Consider the following 17,823-nt stretch of genomic DNA (forward strand, 5'->3'; position numbering starts at 1 on the left):
TTATGGTCAAAATACACAATAAATTAAAAGGTAGATTAAAAATTTCCTTACTAGTATGGAACTTATCTACAAATGATGGTTTTATTCGTGCATCACTATTACAAAAAGCCTTAGAACAACTAGGACATACAACCGAAATATTAGGCTTTTTATTCAATGAAAATTTATATTCAGCTATTCCCCAGGAAACAGCATTATTTTCGGTAAATGGAGCAAACTATCCCAAATTTTTGGTCAATGCCGCTAAATTATTACATCATATTGATGGCGATATTATTTATGCAATTAAACCCCAACCAGCAAGTTTTGGCATAGCCATCTGCAAGAAATTATATAGTCGTAAACCCATAATTTTGGATATAGACGATTGGGAAATGAGTTGGTATGGTGGTGATGAGTGGGTTTATCAACCAACATTAAAACAACTAGCTAGAGATATAATTAAACAAAATGGTGCATTAAGAGTTCCCCATCATCCATTGTATATTAAATGGATGGAAAAATTAATAAATCAAGCTGATGCTGTCACAGTACACAATGAATTTTTACAGCAACGTTTTGGTGGTGTCTATGTTCCTAATGGTAAAGATATCAACTTATTTAATCCTGCTAATTACAATGTAGAAGAAAGTAGAAAAAGATATGGTTTATCTAATTATCGGATCTTAATGTTTCCCGGCGCACCTAGACCCTATAAAGGTTTAGAAGATGTATTAATAGCACTAGATAAAATTAATCAGCCAGACTTAAAACTTGTCATAGTTGGAGGCAGTCCTTATGATAATTATGATGCAGAATTACAACAAAAATGGGGAAAATGGATCATACAATTACCTCAATATCCTATTGATGTCATGCCTAATGTAGTAGCTGCTGCCCATATTATTGTTATTCCTCAAAAAAACACCCCTACTACCTTAGCCCAATTCCCTTTAAAATTAACTGATGGTATGGCCATGGGTAAACCAATTTTAGCCACCAAAGTAGGCGATATTCCCAGTATTTTAGCAGAAACAGGATATTTAGTTGATCCTAGTAGTCCTGAACAAATTGCGGATCAAATTCAACTGATATTTGCTGATTTAGAACAAGCGGAGGAAAGAGGAAAAAAAGCAAGAGTAAGATGTGTTGAAAAATATAGTTTAGAAACTATGGCTTCTACACTTAATGAAGTCATTTCCCGCTTGTAAGTATTCAGAAACCGTGAATTTTAGGATCAATTCAGGAGTAATATACCGATAGGTCTGATTCTAGCTGGAGAGACTCAGAAATTTGGAGATGATTGACTTACACTGATTTAATCATCTCTGGCAACCAGAAATTATTTTATAACCAATGTTAAAAATTAGTAAATTCTAATCAAACTACCCAATGTCTAACAGCAAAGTATTAATAATAAAATTTGCTAAACCTTATCCATTCAGGATATTTTTTACAATCTTACTTGGATTTTCAGGCGCTCTATTCAATGGTGTAGGTACGGCACTAATTGTCCCAATTGTTCTAAAAATTGTGGGTCAGTCTGTGGATTTAAAAGGCGCTCCGCCGATTATTCAAGCAGTTATAACTCCCTTTGATAATATTCCAGATAACTACCGTCTATGGATGATGGCTGGAGCAATTATCTTCACAATAGGTCTAAAAAATTTAGCTAACTATTTGAGTAGTTTGGTATCTAGTTCCCTCAGTCGAACTTTGACATCAGACATGAGAGAAGCTGGTTTGAAATTATTACTGGAAATTGACATAGATTATTACACCAAAATGAAAGTTGGTGATTTAATAAACAGTCTGGGTGGAGAAATTGGTCGGGCTGCTAGTGCTATAAGCATGATCATAAAATTGATCATTATTATAATTACAATTTTGGTTTTTGCAGCTTTATTACTGTCAATTTCCTGGCAATTGACCATTGCTTCGACAATTTTACTGTCTTTTGTTACCCTAGTAAATCAGTACATAATTTACCGTTCTAGAGGTTTTGGTAAACAGCTTTCAGAACTGTCTAAATCTTATTCCATTGCGTTAATGGAAATACTCAATGGCATTCGGTTAGTCAAGTCAACTGGGAACGAAGAAAAAGAATATCAACGAATTTCTCAGCTAATTCGTAAGCGAGAACAAGCAGATTTTCAATCTCAGATAAATTCTGAGGCAATTGCGCCAATCAGTGAGGTGACAGGTATTATGTCCTTAATGCTGATTGTAGTCATAGGGCGCACCTTATTTGCCGACCAAATTGCTTCATTATCAGCAGTTTTAATCACATATTTATTATTATTGCTGCGACTACTACCATTTATTTCTCAGTTAAATTCAATTCGTAGTAGCTTTGCTAATACTTCTTCTAGTGTGGATATTGTTGCTGATTTTTTAAGATATGATAATAAACCGTTGATGCAAAACGGCAAAATTCCTTATGATAAATTACAAAAGGGAATACATTTTAATCATCTTTGTTTTTCCTATCCTAATCATAAGAATTTAGTCCTTCAGGACGTAGATTTATATTTACCACGAGGCACTACTTTAGCTTTAGTAGGTGGTTCAGGTGCAGGTAAATCAACAATGGCATACCTATTACCCAGATTTTATGACCCCACATCTGGTTCTATTACCCTAGATGGCAGAGATTTACAGGAGTTTGATTTGAAATCAGTCCGTAAATCAATGGGAATTGTCAGTCAAGATACGTTTCTTTTTAATGACTCTGTGCGAAGTAATATTGCCTATGCTAAGATAGATGCTAGTGATGAGGAGATTATTACAGCCTCAAAACGTGCTAATGCCTATGAATTTATTAGTAAATTACCCCAAGGATTCGATACAATGATCGGCGATCGCGGTGTAATGTTATCAGGGGGACAAAGACAAAGATTAGCGATCGCTCGCGCACTTTTACAAAATCCAGAAATTCTGATTTTAGATGAAGCTACCAGTGCTTTAGATACAGTTTCTGAACGTTTAGTACAAGCTGCACTTGATGAACTCAGTCGAGATCGTACCACCTTAGTTATTGCTCACCGACTCTCTACGGTCCGTAAAGCTGATCAAATTGCTGTTTTAGATCAAGGTTGTGTAGTCGAGATAGGAACTCACGATGAACTTTTACAAAAAGGTGGTTACTACGCTAACCTCTACTCAATGCAGTTTGCGAATAAGCCAGAAAAAACTGGAAAACGTAATCAAAGTTTACTCCGGATATCCTATGAAATTCGTACACAATTAAACTCCATGATTGGCTTAATTCAACTATTAATTGATGATCTAGTAGACGATTCTCAAGAGCGTGAAGAATTAATAGAAGAATCCTACAAATCAGTATGGAGAATTCTCAACACCATTGATGTGTTTGATGATGTGATCAACAAACAAATGAAAGAAGGATTAGTGACATTTGCAGAGCAGAATCGCAGTAGCATCACATCTCCTTATCACAACTTCAATAGCATATTTGAAGAATTTCGTACTTGCCTAAATCCGGTATTTACTAACTTACGCATCATGGAAAACAATATGATAGAAAATCCCGAATCACAGAATCAGGTTTTTATAGAAGCTAATGATTCTGCCATATATCTGCTCAAAAATTTAGAAAAACTTGAAGCAAGTATTAATTAAAAAATAGCAACATAGAATTACATAATCCATCTCATTCATAAAGTATGACTCAAAAAAATATTAAAACTGTTAGCATGATTAGTAGCTATAGCAATCTTAATAAAAGAGGAGATTGGCTATGGCAACAAACCCCAAATCAATTTGGGATTTGGGAAAATATCCAAATGCAAGCATTAGCAGAAGAACCAGATTTTCTATTGATGTACCAGTTTGATTTTCCCCAACCATCACCACAACCATCTTTATTAGATCGTCTACGGAAGCGGCAACGAAAACCAGAAATTAACGTTAATTCTCTTCTGCGTGGAGTGAGCCAAGAGAGAATAATTTATTTAATGAGAGAACCACCTCTAGATGAAGTGCTAGCAGCACATAAAAGAGTTTATAAAGAAGCTGAAAAATATTGTGGTTATGTTTCCGGTCCCGATGACTTTGCTCCTATTCCTGAATATATGCCTGCAATTTGGTATCATGCAAATTCATTCCGGGAATTAAATGAAATGCCCCCTCCCGAAAAAGTATCCCCATGTAGTTGGATCACTTCTGGCATTAGTCGCACTGTCAACCATCGCCAGCGTTTAAACTTTTTACAATTATTACAAAATAGCAATATTCCCATTGATTTTTACGGACGAAATTTACCATCATGGTCGAGAGACTCTGGTGAACTAGGCAACAAATGGCACGGAATGTCACCCTACTATTACAACCTAGCTATAGAAAACTATGCCGATAATGATTGGTATGTCAGCGAGAAACTTTGGGATAGTTTATTAGCTTGGTGTTTGCCAATTTATTATGGTGGTTCAGCAGCAGATAAATTATTACCCTCTGGTAGTTTTTTAAGATTACCTAGTTTGGATGAAAAAGGAATTGCTTACATTAAAGAAGTTACAGCTAATCCCGATGCTTGGCACGATGCTAAAGAGGCGATCGCTGAAGCTAGACAAATCATTTTACACAAATTAAATCTCCTTAATTGGTTATCTGAATTTACCAAAAAATATGAATAAAACAATGAAAAATGGAATCTATACACTGGCTAATGATTATGTTTACAACCAACTGGTTGCCCTACTCAATAGCATAGAAATCAATGCTGGTGAAAATGTCCCAGTATGCGTAATTGCCTACAACGATCAGATAGATAAAGTACAAGCAGAAATAGCAAAAAGGCCAAATGTCACCTTATTAAATGATCCAGAAATCTTTGCTCGTTGGGAAGAATTTTCTCTCAAAGTATGGGAATCTCATCCCACAGCTATTCAAAATTGGCAAAAAAAAGGTATTAAGAAATTTTACCGTGTGGGAGAAAATAGACGATATTGTGCATTTGATCCAGAAAGTAACTTTGAAAAATTTATTTATTTGGATGCCGATACATTAGTCATGCAACCCTTAGACTTTGTTTTTGCACAATTAGATCATTATGATTTTGTAGTCTATGACTTTCAATATAAAGATCCTAGTCATATCTATAACTTATCTTCTCCGAAGCTCCTAGAAACATTTAGTCAAGAAAGAATTAATTCAGAAATATTTTGCTCAGGATTCTATGCATCTAACAGAGGAGTATTTCCACCTGCACAAAGAGATTGGATAATATCTGAATTGAATACAGGAGAATCAGATATTTTATATATGTCTGCTCCTAATCAATCTGTTCTCAATTATATGAGAATGAAGAATAATGTTTCTTTTTATAATTTTGCCCTCAATTTACCTACTGGAAAAGCAACAGGTTGTTCAGTATCATCGCCTCATTTTGAAGTTAAAAATAATCTTGTTTATGATGGAGGGAATCTCTTAACCTATCTGCACTATATTGGCTTATCTTCCAAAATATTTAATCAAGTTTGTGCTGGAGAAAATATTGATTTTCCTTACCGGGATCTTTTCTTGCACTATCGTTATTTGCACGAACCAGAACAACGACCAAAATTTACAACTAAACCAAAGGCTTATGATGCTCCTCCCAGTTTAGGAACACGAATTATCAGAAAATTAGGATTAAATAAAAAGTAGAGGATTAATTCATGACTAGGGGAATTTATATTGTTGCCAATGATAAAGTTACAGAAAATGCTATTGCCTTAATCAATAGTATTCACATTTATGATCCAGAAGTCACAATTTACCTGATACCTTTTAATGATGATTATCATCAAGTAATTGATCAACTCAACAAATTACATAACGTCAGAATTTTCCCAGATTTACAACTACTAGAAAACTTGACTAACCGCATAGGTGAAATTTTTGATCGGGATTTTTTGGCTTTACCAAACAAAATGCGTAAATTAATAGCATGGTTTGGACCATTGGAGGAGTTTATTTATATTGATACGGATATTGTAGTATTTGAAAAAATAGCTGACAATTTAGATAAACTCGCCGAAATTGACTTCTTCTGTTGTGATTATCATCATGCTAAAGACAAGCTCAGAAATATTTTTTCTCCCCTAGTAAAAGAGCAACAAATTTTTACAGATACCCAACTAGAAGATGTTTTTAATAGTGGTTTCTGGGCTTCAAAAAAGGGTGCTATTACCGAAGAACAGTTGGATACAGCTTTGCGCGAATGTGCCACACACCGTGAATATTTTGATTTTACCGAAGGAGTGACAGACCAACCTATTCTTAATTACCTTATTCTTAAATTAATTGCTAAACGTGGTAATCTCGTCAAAATTCCTGGTGGTGGACCGGGAAGTTGGGGAGGTTCACGTAACTTTCAACAACAAGAATATATCCTATATGACCGAGGACAAAAACTAAAATATCTCCATTGGGCAGGGATTAAAATTCAACCAGGTTGTCCCTACTGGGAAATTTGGGAATATTATCGGAATCTGAATCCTGGTGTGCCTCCTGTGGCTATTCCCGTACCCGCAAAAAAAAGTCAGTGGCAAGAAACTGTTGATAGTGTTAAAAATCAGTTGCATCAACTAAAAAATAAATGATTAGCTATTTTGAATAAATAGTTAAAAAGAAAAATACCGAGTTTAAATGTAGAGATGTTTATTAAAATATCTCTACATTTTCATTTTATATCTAAGACCAAGAATCCAAATCTAAAGACTGCATTCCTTCGCTTTTAACATAATCTAGCAAACCTCCCAACTGCCACCAAATAAATACACAACTTAGCAAACTCATGGGTAAACCCACACCTAAAGCTAAACCAGAGGGAAAACCAAATATTTCTAAACCGGAAGAAAGAAACAAACCAACACCACCAGTAATCCCAATAAACGGCACTAACAATTGTTTATAAAAAGAACGGGTATTAGTCTTTTCTTCAGCAGATTTATTTTTTGGCCATTGCTGAACAATTACTTTTAATGTCCCAGATAGAGCTATCCCAGAAGTTAAAGCGGTGAGAAAACCAACTAATAGTAAAAAGTAAGGCGGTTGTAGAGGGTAATAGTACATTAAAACTCCTAAATGTTATTAAAATTCGTTTTTATTTGGTAACAGATTATTTCGCTAAAATAGCTGCTACACCTTCTCTAGAGAAATCTGTTAAGAGGCTAATGGCGACATTGAGTAAGCGATTTGGTGGTAAATCATCCTTAACTAAATCCCACAGCCGTTGGACTTCTTCCGTATGTAAACGGTCATCTTCAGTGATAGCTAAGACCAACTGACGACGGAGAAATTTACCCTCTTCTGAAAGGATGAATTCCAAACCCATTTTCGCTGTTGGTAAAACATCAAATTGGCTATCAGTGCGAGCAATGGTAATCAAGTTTTCTAACCTTTGCCACTGAAATTTACCATCTTTAAACAACACATTCAATAACCGCCGCCGTAATGCCGGAGATTCCCCAGTCAATAACCGCCGGGCTATATAGGGATAACCCACTTCCACAATTTTGAAATTCGGGTTCAGACTCAGTGCAATCCCTTCTTGTGTTACCAAAGAACGAATAATCAAAGCAAACTTTGCCGGTACGCGGAAAGGATATTCATACATCAATTCCGAAAACTCATCGGTAATGGTTTTGAAGTTAAAATCCTGGACATTTTTACCAATAGCGTTCCCTAGTACCGCTTCTAATGCGGGAACAATAGGAGCAATATTAGTGTTTGCTGTCAAAAAGCCCAATTTGACAAAATCTTCCGCTAAGTCAGCGTAATCCTTATTTACCAAATGCACTAAGGCATCAACTAAACTTTCCTTGGTTGTTTCCTCCAATTGATCCATCATGCCAAAATCAATGTAAGCCATGCGACCATCGGCCATAGCGAACAAATTACCAGGATGAGGATCAGCATGGAAAAAGCCATGCTCTAATAGTTGTTGTAAACCAGTAGTTACACCTATTTGAATGATGGCTTCTGGGTCTAAACCTACGGATTGGATATTTTGAGTATCTGTGAGTTTAAAGCCGTTAATCCATTCCAGGGTTAAAACATGATTACTGGTATAATTCCAGTAAATACCTGGAATTTTTACTTGGGGGTCATTACGGAAATTATGGGCAAACTTTTCCGCATTGCGCCCTTCATTGATGTAATCAATTTCCTCAAATAACTTTGTGCCAAACTCGTCCACAATTAAAGTTAAATCGTGACCGAGATTGAGCGGTAGCCAGGGAGCAAGCCAACTGGCAACCCAACGCATGAGATACAAATCTTTTGTCAGTAAAGGCCGGAGATGAGGGCGTTGTACCTTAACAGCCACTTCTTCCCCACTGAGTAACCGACCCCGGTAGACTTGACCCAAACTAGCGGCAGCTACGGGTTGAGGGGAAAGTTCCCGAAAAATTTCACCAATGGAGCGATCTAGCTCGGTTTCAATAATCTGATATGCCAGATTATTATTAAAAGGTGGTAACTGGTCTTGTAGCTTGATTAGTTCTGCTAAGAAATCTTTGCGGATTAAGTCGGGACGAGTCGAGAGAGCTTGACCAACTTTGATAAATGTCGGGCCCAGATCGGTAAGTAGGGTTCGCAACTGGGTAGCGCGTTTCCCTTGATTTTCCTCCACCTGGTCTTGCCATTCGTCCCACTTGAGACTGAATATAAATCCTGTAAAAGACCAGATTATTCTCAGTAGTCGTCCCCAAGCTAACCAGGGACGGTAACGAAAGTAACGAGCGATCTCCTCTGGATTATACTGCTTTAATTCATCAGATTGATACTGACCCACGCCTTTATTTGCCTCTTCAACTGGGAATTTTACACCGTCGCCTTGATCCTGAATGCTAACTTAGTTGTTGGCACAGGAAAATGGTACTTTTTAGTTTAGAAAGAAACTTTAACCGGATCTAGGGACAATAGGTGAAGAAATAAGCCTATTTAGCTAGATTTATTTATCTTTTTCTTAATTATACTTTATAAAAGTACAAACTTTTTGTGTGTATTTGGGGTATTTTATCTTTTCTTAATGACTACAGCCTTTCCATAATGTAGTTAATTTTGTCACCACTCAGTAAAAAATCTGAATCAGTTATGCAAATCACTAGCAGTGAAATCCAAGCTATGCGGGAATTAATGCCCAATTATACCCCTGGACTGGAAGCAATGGATCATTTAGAAAAGCACAATGGCGACATGGAAAGGGCTTTTCAAGATTTATGGCAAGAAAAAAATGGTCAAGCCATGATGGGGGAGAATAGATCCCTGTGGGAAATCACCCTCAAAGCCTTGCGAAATGAACTTTGCGGCGATGATGGGTTTCGTGGTCAAATCAAAGAATACACCAAAAATCCTGGCAGTTCTCCCTTACTGACAGGTGTAATAGTTTCCTTAGTGGGTTTAGCTTCATCCAGTGGTTTACCTCTTGATCCTGCGATCGCTACCGTTATAGTTTTATATATCCTGAAAATAGGTGTAAATATCTTTTGCGATTACACTGAACCCCCGGCTGCTAGTGGTGGAACTTTACCCCCAGCCAAATAATTTATGATGTAGGGGCGGGGTTTCCCCGTCCTCAAAGTATTTACGAACCTTTAAGCCAGGGAATAAATTCCCTGTCTCATAGCTAAAGTCGGTTAAAACCGACTATTCAGAATTGATTGATTATAAAAGTAGTGCGTTTTAACGTACTTGCGCTATTAGCCCGGAACTTTAGTTCAGGGCGGTTGTGAAAGCAAACAAAACAACCGTATTTATTCTATCACTCTGGTAATCTCTCTAAATTCTCCCTCGCAATATTCGCGCTATATTCATCTTTATATTCAACATATATCTCCAACGCTTTTTGTAAATTCACCCTTGATTCTGGATAATTTTCCTGTGCTTCTGCTAGAGTGCCTAAGCCGTAGTAAGTTAAGGCTTGAGAAAAGCGATCGCCAAATTCGATTTTGATAGCTAAAGCTTGTTGATAAAAGTCCCGTGCTTGATCATATTCTCGCAAATTTTGGGCTACAATTCCCAAATTGTGGTAAGTTCCAGCCTGAAAATATCTATCCCCATATTCGATGAAGATATCCAAAGCTTGCTGATAAAATTCCCGCGCTTGTGCATATTCTCGCATTTGTTGGGCTACTCTTCCCAACTCATGGTAAGTTCCAGCTTGAGAATGTATATCCCCATCTTCAATTTTGATAGTTAAAGCTTGTTGATAAAATTGCCATGCTTGCTCATATTCTCGCATTTCTTGAGCTACATATCCCAACTGGTGGTAGTTTATAGCTTCGTGATCATGATCATCTAATTCTTGAGCAATTTCCAAACACTGTTGATAAAACTTTCTAGCTTTTAAAAATTGCCTTAAATTCAAATAACAACTACCTAAATTAAACAAAGCATAATCTTCAGCATTACGGTTTTTTAATTCCTTGGCAATATCTAAACCCTGTTGATAATAATTAATCGCTGTCTCAAACTTCCTTTCCTTACTATAAGCATCACCAATTTTATTTAAAACCCAACTTTTAGAATTTCCATCTGCTAATTTTTCTGCAATTTGTAAAGCTTCTGCTAAATATTCCCTAGCCGTTTCTGGTTGATGCTGACTAACATAAGCTTTCCCCAACTCAAATAAAATATTACCATACCTGCGTAAATTGCCATCATTTACTTGCTCACAGGTAGGATTATATTCCATTAATAAACGTTGTAAAATTTCAATCCTTTCTTGTTTTTCCTGTGGTTCTACTCTATCAATTTCTATATGAGATTGTAAAGTTTGAGTAATAGCATTTTCTCTAGTTTTTTCTAAAGTTTTAAACCTAAACACACCAGAACGCCAAGCCCAAAAATCAGGAGCAAATTTAGCTAAACGGTTAATAGCGTAATCTGGTAAAATAAATAATATAGGATAAGGGACAGTTTTTTTATAAGCATCCCTGACAAAATTCAAATCTTGTAAAAATGGCGGATATTCACCATACACACCAATAGATTTTTCTAAACCTTGAATAATTAATACTAACTTTTTATTTGCTTCTTTCTGAATTTTTGCTAATTCCTGAATAACAGCATCACGCAAAAAACGCAAATTAGGATCAGCAAATTTGAGAATTACAAACTGAATTTCCTCACATTGGGAATTTGTTTTTAATGCCTCAATTAATAACTCTCCATTAGGAGGAAAGTTAATCTCAATAAATCCTAAAGTGAATTTTTCTGAAAAATCAATAAAGGTCAATAATTCCGCCAAAATATCTTCATTTAGGGCGATAAATTGCCCCAATTCGGCGTTAAAATCATGTTGTAATTTCTGCCAGTGCTTTTTGGAAGAATTCATTTTGCTTCACCACTGGGTTAGGATAATTCCATCTGTTATCGCCATTGTATTCTAAAACAGAAGTATTAAACAGCATTAACTGTCCAATATCATCTTTACTTACATTTTTATTCAGATAAACTTGTGCTAACACTGGATAATGTTCTTCAGGAATAAATCTTTCAAAACTAAATTGTTGTTGTTTCACCGCATAAACAATATCTTCAGATTCAATCTTACTATGATTTTTAGTGCTGGCGCGTAAACAAGTAGCCCGCATCATTTGCATGATTTGACGCACATGACCACCACTAGCCTTAGCTAACTCTAGCAATTCCTCACGGGAATTAAACACAGCATCAACATCTACTCGTTTTTCAATTAGACTTGCTATTGTATCCAATCCAATTTGGTTATAGTTTAAATCACGCACATTGCGATCAAATTGGTATATATTCACCATTGACACAATGTGAGGATTACCATTAAACAAAGATAGGGGATTTTTTGGCGAACACAAAACAGAAATAGGAACTGTATAAATAATTGTACAACGCAGTTCTTGTAATTGTGCTGCATAGTCAGAGAATAAATGATATGCAACCGTAGGGGGAACACGATCTAAGTTATCAAAAATAATTAATAAACCCTTATATTCTGGGTATTTTTTCCGCAATTTACCAGAAGCATCATCTAGCAATAGGTTGATATCTGCCTTGAGTCGAGAAATATCTTTTTCTAAAGTTTGGCGAATTGTAGTTTTTTGCTTGTCAGAACCTTTGATTTGTGCCAATAACTTAACCATTAATTTAGCAATAAATGGCGCACCACCTTTTAAACTGGCTTCTGATTGCACACTGACTGATTTTTCTACACTTTCTTCATTTTCTTCGGTAATTTCCTTAAACCAATTCTCAAAACTATTTAATAATCTTTGATCAAAATTTAACCCTAATTTGCGTAAAGCAAACTCAACTTGTTTGATGACAATTAAATATAAATCTGTATAATTAGCATCATTAATATCTGTTTCTTCATTCACTTCTAAATAAATTACATGATAATTTTGTTCCCATTGACTTTGAATCTTTTTTAACTCTGTACTTTTGCCTGAACCTTGATGTCCAGTAAATAAAATAGTGGTATAATCCCCTAATTCTTGAAAATCTAAAATTGTGCTTACACCCTCAACGGCTGAAGATTTACGCACTGCTGATAAATCAACATAGTATTTAGGAATTTCCGCAGGTTCTAGAGGTTCTAAAGTGCAAGCCTTATAGGCAGATTTAAGAGTATTGGCACGTTGAAAGTTAGGTTGATTCATAGATAAACTTATATATTTAGGAATCTCAAGGACTCAACTTAAATTTTAATTGATTATTGGCATTTTCGTTATCCCGGCAAAATTAGAGACTTCCAAATCAAAAAATGTCCCAAAACTGACGCAAAAACCCTCTCTATTTTTCCTTCTCTGTGTTCTCTGTGCCTCTGTGGTTCGTTTATCCGACATAGGCAGCAGTAATATCAAAGCCCCTCCCCTAGAGGTTTGGAGAGAGGTTTAACTTTACTTCACCCAACTGTAAACAACTACAGCGCGTAAATCATATTTACTTTGATTTTGCTTCCAGATTTTCCAAACGGCTTTTCAATTCCTGATTTTGCTGTTTGATTTGATCAAGTTCCTCACGCAATTGACGCAGGGTTTTGTCTGTACCGATATTCTTCTGCACTTTACCAACTTCCTCCTCAGCATAGCGACGGACGCGCCCATCTGCGGTTTGATTGGCTAAAGATTGCAAAATGCTGATCGCTTTTGGCGTTTCCATTTGTCCCAAAGCTGTTAAAACCGCTACCTGAGTTAAAAAGAAAGTCTCCCTGGCGATTTCCGCCAACCGATCTAAAACCCGTTCGATATTAGCAGGAGTTTGACCAGTGGAAATTTTGCCCACAGCGCGAATTGCTGAAAGGCGTAATGGTTGCGGTATACCAACTTTTGTGTATTCCAGTAGCAAATTTAAAGCCGCTTCCGAAGATTTGAATTCAGCTAAACCAGCTACAGCCCCACTACGAACCACTTCATTCCAACCGGCTCGTTCTTCTAATACAGATTTGAGTAACTTGATTACCTTGTCTTCATGGGGTTTATCTTCTAAATGAGCCGCTGCTATGGCTGCAATAGTTCGACAAGCTGCCGCTTCTACATAGTAACTGGCATCCCCATTTTGCACAAAACCCTTAACAGCTTTATAGCTAGTATGAGTTTTAATTTGCCCTAGAGAACTAATCACAGCCCGACGCACAAAGGGACTAGGATCATCTAATCCAGCGACTAAACCATCAAAAGCTTGATCTAGCTGAATTTCTGCCAGTTCTTTGGCAACTTCGACCCGCACACCCCAAAAAGGATCATTTTTCAAAGCTGAGGATAGGGCTAAAGTAGCTTCTAATCCGCCTTTTTTAGCTAAAGCTTCCGCTGCATAAATGCGGGAAATGGGATGAGGATCAAATTCTAACTGGGCTTTTAATTCCGCAATTGGGAATTCTAATTTGACAGTTTTGAGGTAATTATTGCCAACATCAAAGCTAATAAAATCAGGCTTTTGTGTTAAGGGAAAGTAAAAACTTTGTTCTTTTTCATGTACTCGAACTGTAAAAGTTGTCAGTTGGGGATTTTCTTTATATCCAAAACCAATGGGAATCCTGAGATTAAATAAATCCTTACTATCGGCTTTAGCTTGGGTTTGCGTGACTGTCACCTTCGCCAAATTTGCGTCACCATCCCAGGCATAAGCGACTTTAAAATCAGGATGACCACCACGATAGACATATTGATCAAACAGAAAAGCCAAATTGCGTCCTGTGGCTTTTTCAATTGCTCTTAATAAGTCTATGGTTTCTACAGTTTGGTGGGCGTTATCTTGAACAAAAGTTTGCACAGCTTGCCAAAATAACTCATCGCCCAATTCTGCCCGAATCATGTGATAAACACAAGATCCTTTTTCATAAATGTGGCGGTCATAAAGTTCAATTGCTTCCCGGTAAACATGAGTTACCATCGGTCTGCGGTAGCGACTGCTATCTTCATTTAAATAACTCCGCGCTTCGGATAACCGATAATATGCGGCTTCTTGGTCGCCATATTCATGTTCTGTCCACATGACCTCAGAATAGGAAGCCATACCTTCCTTAATCCAAGCATGGGACCAATGTTTAATGACCACCAAATCCCCAAACCATTGGTGTGCGAGTTCATGGACAACTAAACTTTCCGTATTGCGATTATCTAATATTGCCCGTGCATCTAATAAACATCGGTCAGTTAATAGAGTTGTGGAAGTATTTTCCATACCTCCAAAAATAAAGTCATCTACACAAACTTGGGCATATTTGGGGAAAGCGTAGGGATAACCATACTTTTCGCTCAGAAATTCGATCATTTGGGGAGTTTTGCCCATGCTGCGTTGAGCATCAGCTTCTCGTCCTTTTTCGACGTAGTAGGTAACAGCTTTATCATGCCACTCATCCCGAATTTCCGCAAAATCACCAACGGCTAAAGTCATCAAATAGGTAGGATGAACTTGTTGCTGTGACCAATGATAGGTTTTATATTTTGCCTCTTCTATGGTGTCAATTAGTTCACCGTTGGAGATAGCCACCAAGGGGTTAGGGACACGAACACGAATTTCTGATGTTGATAACTGTCCGGGATAGTCGAAACAAGGAAACCAATAGCGAGAGTCTTCGTCTTCTCCTTGAGTCCAGACTTGAGTGGGTTTGTGGGGGTAGTGTTTGTTTGGTTGAATGAAGTAAATACCCCGTTGGGGTTTTTCGGCTGCGTAAGCGATCGCAATTAACAAGCGATGGCCAATTTGCGTAGGTTGTGATAGGTGAATGCAAAGTTTTTCACCATCATATTCAAATTTTTGCTCAACTTCATTTACCTGTACCGACTGGATCTTCAGATTGACAGCATCCAAAGTTAACCTATCAATACCATTACGGACTGGCAATAGGCGAGTGCTACAAGTTCCGGAGCAACTTTGGTTAGGGATATCCAAAGTCAGATCCAGAAAAATATGTTCTACCTGTCCGGGTCGATCAGGGTTATAGTGTGGTTTTGCCCCTGGTAACTCAAAACGTTTGTGTCCGGTTTTTTCGGTATCAAAATAAAACTGCAACATTGATTATTTCTAGCCTTTTAATCTTGAAACGTCTAGTGAGATGTAAGTCATACAAATATTGTTTTCAAAGGAATAAGATATCATTTGCGGATTCAGTTCTAACCATATTGGAGTATTATTTAGAGCCAATTACAAATTATTGGTGAGCATAAACCATAAATTTTATCAGTAAATACCGTTAAATTAGCGGAAATTAGTGATAAAAATAAGGATTAAGAAATTAAAATCCATTAACTAAAGTTTTTCACCACTTGATTGTAAACTGTCTCTATGAGATGAGTGCATTTCACTTTTTTATACTCAATATGCGATATCTGCTCAGATTTACTAAACCGACAAAATTCCCAAAATATACTTGCTTTCCATGAATTGTTGACTAAAGAAATTTCCACACACACCAATTAGTATTTGATAGCAACTGTTACAAAAATTACAAAAAGAAGGATAGGTTACTCATGTCTGAAAAGAAATCATCATTTTTAATTCCTGTAATTGGCACTGCTGTAATCTTAGCAGGAGGTATAGCAGCTTATATGTATCTCAAGGGTGGTGCTGATAGTTCTAGCCCTTTAAGTAGTGCTAAATTAGTACCTGGGACTGCATTAATGGCAGCTTATATTGACACTAATCCTGAATCTTGGAATAAGTTACAGCAGTTTGGGACACCTCAAGCACAGAAAATACTGGGAAAAGAGTTAGAAAATTTCAACCAACAAATGTTGAATGATAGTAAGATATCTTACGAAGCAGATATCAAACCTTGGGTTGGTGGTGTGATGATTGCGGTACTACCACCAGATGCCAAAAAAGTATCCCAGACTAACTTACGCTCACCGGAAGAACCCAATATTCTCTTAGTAGTAGGGATTAAGGATAAAATAGCTGCTCTGAAATTTGCCAATAAGTTGAAAGACCAAAAAAATGTCAAAGTTCAGGAATCGGACTATAAAGGTCAAAAAATTATCGAAACGACAGGTCAAGGACAACCGACATATACAACAGTTTTGAATAATGACCATTTGCTGTTTACATCAAATAAACAAGCTGTAGAAAAAGCTATTGATACCTACAAAGGTGAACCTTCCTTTGCGACTAAAGAAGGTGCAAATGATATTCTCCGTAAAGGTGTAGATGTTAAAAATAGTCTAGCTCAAGTTTATGTACCTGATTATGCGAATATGGTACAAAAATTAACGACTTTCAATCCCCAGTCCAAACAATTACCGCCACAAACCCTGGCACAAATTAAGCAAGTGAAATCACTGACAGCAGGTGTGGGAGTAGATGATGGTGGATTGAGAGTAAAAGCAATTGTGAATTTAGATCCGCAGTTAAATAAATTTCAATATCAAACCTCTGCGGCTAAGATTGTCGGACAATTTCCCACTGAAACCTTGGCTTTAGTCAGTGGACAGGGGATTAGTAAAAGTTGGCAAACTCTAGTTGAACAGTCAAAAGATTATCCTGAATTAAATCAAGGACTGCAACAAGCACGGACACAACTAAAAGCTGTACAAATTGATTTAGATAAAGATATTTTTGGGTGGATGAATGGAGAATTTGGTTTAGGTGCGATTCAATCTAATCAAGGTTTATTAGCCAATGTGGGTTTTGGGGGTGCGTTAGTATTGGATACGAGCGATCGCAAAACGGCTGAAGCCACTCTAACTAAACTCGATAATCTTGCTAAACAGCAATCTCTCAATGTTGCTCAAAAAAATATTGGTGGTAAAAATGTCACAGAATGGCAAATTCCCCAACAAGGCGCTCTTATGTCCCATGGTTGGCTAGATGATGATACGGTATTTTTGGCTATTGGTGGACCTCTTGCGGAAACATTGGCAGCTCGAAAAGGTGCAGCACTTGATCAAAGTGATACTTTTAAAACTGTCACAGGTTCTTTGCAAACTCCCAACGGCGGTTACTTCTATTTAGATATGGATAAAACCACCACTATAATTGAGCGTTTAGCCGCCCAAAGTCAGCCTTTACCTTCAGAGGCTACCGCTATCCTAGCTTCTATTCGTGGCATTGGTGTGACTGTTAATAGTCCTAGTAAATCAATGACTCAAATGGAGATGTTATTATCTCTTAAGCCCAGTCAAGGGAAGTAATCTTTCAATCTATAGTATAAATGTAGGGGTTTAGCACTGCTAAACCCCTACTCACTGATCATTTTCTTGATTTAACGGATTTTGATGTGGGAATTTCTAAATATAATAATTACTGTATTACAATCAATTCAAAATATAGCTTGAGAATCCTTGGTTGCACAGTTACCAATGTGCATACAAGTATATTCTGTCTAAAATTTACTGAATATTTGTATATTGTTGCTTA

12 protein-coding genes are annotated in these 17,823 nt (G+C 36.8%); 7 read left to right on the forward strand and 5 right to left on the reverse strand.

Annotated elements, in window-relative coordinates; translation table 11 throughout:
• The first annotated feature begins 2 nt into the window (after positions 1-2).
• The 5 genes from FJR11_RS03605 to FJR11_RS03625 all read left to right on the forward strand — a co-directional run bounded on the left by FJR11_RS03605 (position 3) and on the right by FJR11_RS03625 (position 6,584).
• The gene (locus FJR11_RS03605; RefSeq protein WP_168502349.1) at positions 3-1,190 is read left to right on the forward strand and encodes a glycosyltransferase family 4 protein; all 1,188 of its coding nucleotides are present in this window, start codon (positions 3-5) and stop codon (positions 1,188-1,190) included.
• A 181-nt stretch (positions 1,191-1,371) separates the two neighbouring features.
• On the forward strand, positions 1,372-3,621 hold the full coding sequence (locus FJR11_RS03610; protein WP_168502350.1) for an ATP-binding cassette domain-containing protein: 2,250 nt from the start codon (positions 1,372-1,374) through the stop codon (positions 3,619-3,621).
• Positions 3,622-3,665: 44 nt separating this feature from the next.
• Positions 3,666-4,634: a glycosyltransferase family 10 domain-containing protein gene (locus FJR11_RS03615; RefSeq protein WP_254444675.1), complete on the forward strand. Its 969-nt coding sequence runs from the start codon at positions 3,666-3,668 to the stop codon at positions 4,632-4,634.
• A gap of 4 nt (positions 4,635-4,638) precedes the next feature.
• Positions 4,639-5,646, forward strand: a complete 1,008-nt coding sequence (locus FJR11_RS03620) for an Npun_R2821/Npun_R2822 family protein (protein ID WP_168502382.1) — start codon at positions 4,639-4,641, stop codon at positions 5,644-5,646.
• A gap of 11 nt (positions 5,647-5,657) precedes the next feature.
• The gene (locus tag FJR11_RS03625) at positions 5,658-6,584 is read left to right on the forward strand and encodes an Npun_R2821/Npun_R2822 family protein (RefSeq protein ID WP_168502351.1); all 927 of its coding nucleotides are present in this window, start codon (positions 5,658-5,660) and stop codon (positions 6,582-6,584) included.
• A 91-nt stretch (positions 6,585-6,675) separates the two neighbouring features.
• On the opposite strand, the gene FJR11_RS03630 is transcribed toward FJR11_RS03625, so the two are convergent.
• On the reverse strand, positions 6,676-7,056 hold the full coding sequence (locus FJR11_RS03630; RefSeq protein WP_168502352.1) for a hypothetical protein: 381 nt from the start codon (positions 7,054-7,056) through the stop codon (positions 6,676-6,678).
• Between the two features lie 46 nt (positions 7,057-7,102).
• On the reverse strand, positions 7,103-8,779 hold the full coding sequence (locus FJR11_RS03635; protein WP_168502353.1) for an AarF/ABC1/UbiB kinase family protein: 1,677 nt from the start codon (positions 8,777-8,779) through the stop codon (positions 7,103-7,105).
• Between the two features lie 302 nt (positions 8,780-9,081).
• Between FJR11_RS03635 and FJR11_RS03640 the strand changes: the two genes are divergently transcribed.
• Positions 9,082-9,531: a hypothetical protein gene (locus FJR11_RS03640; protein WP_168502354.1), complete on the forward strand. Its 450-nt coding sequence runs from the start codon at positions 9,082-9,084 to the stop codon at positions 9,529-9,531.
• Positions 9,532-9,748: 217 nt separating this feature from the next.
• On the opposite strand, the gene FJR11_RS03645 is transcribed toward FJR11_RS03640, so the two are convergent.
• From FJR11_RS03645 to FJR11_RS03655, 3 genes are all read right to left on the reverse strand, one after another.
• Positions 9,749-11,323 carry a lipopolysaccharide assembly protein LapB gene (locus FJR11_RS03645; RefSeq protein ID WP_168502355.1) on the reverse strand — a complete coding sequence of 525 codons (1,575 nt, stop codon included), beginning with the start codon at positions 11,321-11,323 and terminating at the stop codon, positions 9,749-9,751.
• On the reverse strand, positions 11,283-12,626 hold the full coding sequence (locus FJR11_RS03650; RefSeq protein ID WP_168502356.1) for a P-loop NTPase fold protein: 1,344 nt from the start codon (positions 12,624-12,626) through the stop codon (positions 11,283-11,285). The genes FJR11_RS03645 and FJR11_RS03650 overlap by 41 nt, the downstream gene beginning before the upstream one ends.
• A gap of 283 nt (positions 12,627-12,909) precedes the next feature.
• Complete coding sequence (locus tag FJR11_RS03655) at positions 12,910-15,483, reverse strand: M1 family metallopeptidase (RefSeq protein ID WP_168502357.1); 2,574 nt, start codon at positions 15,481-15,483, stop codon at positions 12,910-12,912.
• A gap of 455 nt (positions 15,484-15,938) precedes the next feature.
• Between FJR11_RS03655 and FJR11_RS03660 the strand changes: the two genes are divergently transcribed.
• Positions 15,939-17,597, forward strand: a complete 1,659-nt coding sequence (locus tag FJR11_RS03660) for a DUF3352 domain-containing protein (protein WP_168502358.1) — start codon at positions 15,939-15,941, stop codon at positions 17,595-17,597.
• Positions 17,598-17,823 lie beyond the last annotated feature (226 nt).

The organism is Anabaena sp. UHCC 0187, assembly GCF_009712035.1.
In the GTDB taxonomy this organism is placed as follows: domain Bacteria; phylum Cyanobacteriota; class Cyanobacteriia; order Cyanobacteriales; family Nostocaceae; genus Dolichospermum.

Excerpts from the sequence above, each read along its gene's own strand:
- FJR11_RS03610 (WP_168502350.1), top strand. The coding sequence starts at position 1,372 with ATGTCTAACAGCAAAGTATTAATAATAAAATTTGCTAAACCTTATCCA.
- FJR11_RS03605 (WP_168502349.1), top strand. The coding sequence starts at position 3 with ATGGTCAAAATACACAATAAATTAAAAGGTAGATTAAAAATTTCCTTA.
- FJR11_RS03650 (WP_168502356.1), bottom strand. The coding sequence starts at position 12,626 with ATGAATCAACCTAACTTTCAACGTGCCAATACTCTTAAATCTGCCTAT.
- FJR11_RS03660 (WP_168502358.1), top strand. The coding sequence starts at position 15,939 with ATGTCTGAAAAGAAATCATCATTTTTAATTCCTGTAATTGGCACTGCT.
- FJR11_RS03645 (WP_168502355.1), bottom strand. The coding sequence starts at position 11,323 with ATGAATTCTTCCAAAAAGCACTGGCAGAAATTACAACATGATTTTAAC.
- FJR11_RS03630 (WP_168502352.1), bottom strand. The coding sequence starts at position 7,056 with ATGTACTATTACCCTCTACAACCGCCTTACTTTTTACTATTAGTTGGT.
- FJR11_RS03640 (WP_168502354.1), top strand. The coding sequence starts at position 9,082 with ATGCAAATCACTAGCAGTGAAATCCAAGCTATGCGGGAATTAATGCCC.
- FJR11_RS03620 (WP_168502382.1), top strand. The coding sequence starts at position 4,639 with ATGAAAAATGGAATCTATACACTGGCTAATGATTATGTTTACAACCAA.
- FJR11_RS03615 (WP_254444675.1), top strand. The coding sequence starts at position 3,666 with ATGACTCAAAAAAATATTAAAACTGTTAGCATGATTAGTAGCTATAGC.
- FJR11_RS03655 (WP_168502357.1), bottom strand. The coding sequence starts at position 15,483 with ATGTTGCAGTTTTATTTTGATACCGAAAAAACCGGACACAAACGTTTT.
- FJR11_RS03625 (WP_168502351.1), top strand. The coding sequence starts at position 5,658 with ATGACTAGGGGAATTTATATTGTTGCCAATGATAAAGTTACAGAAAAT.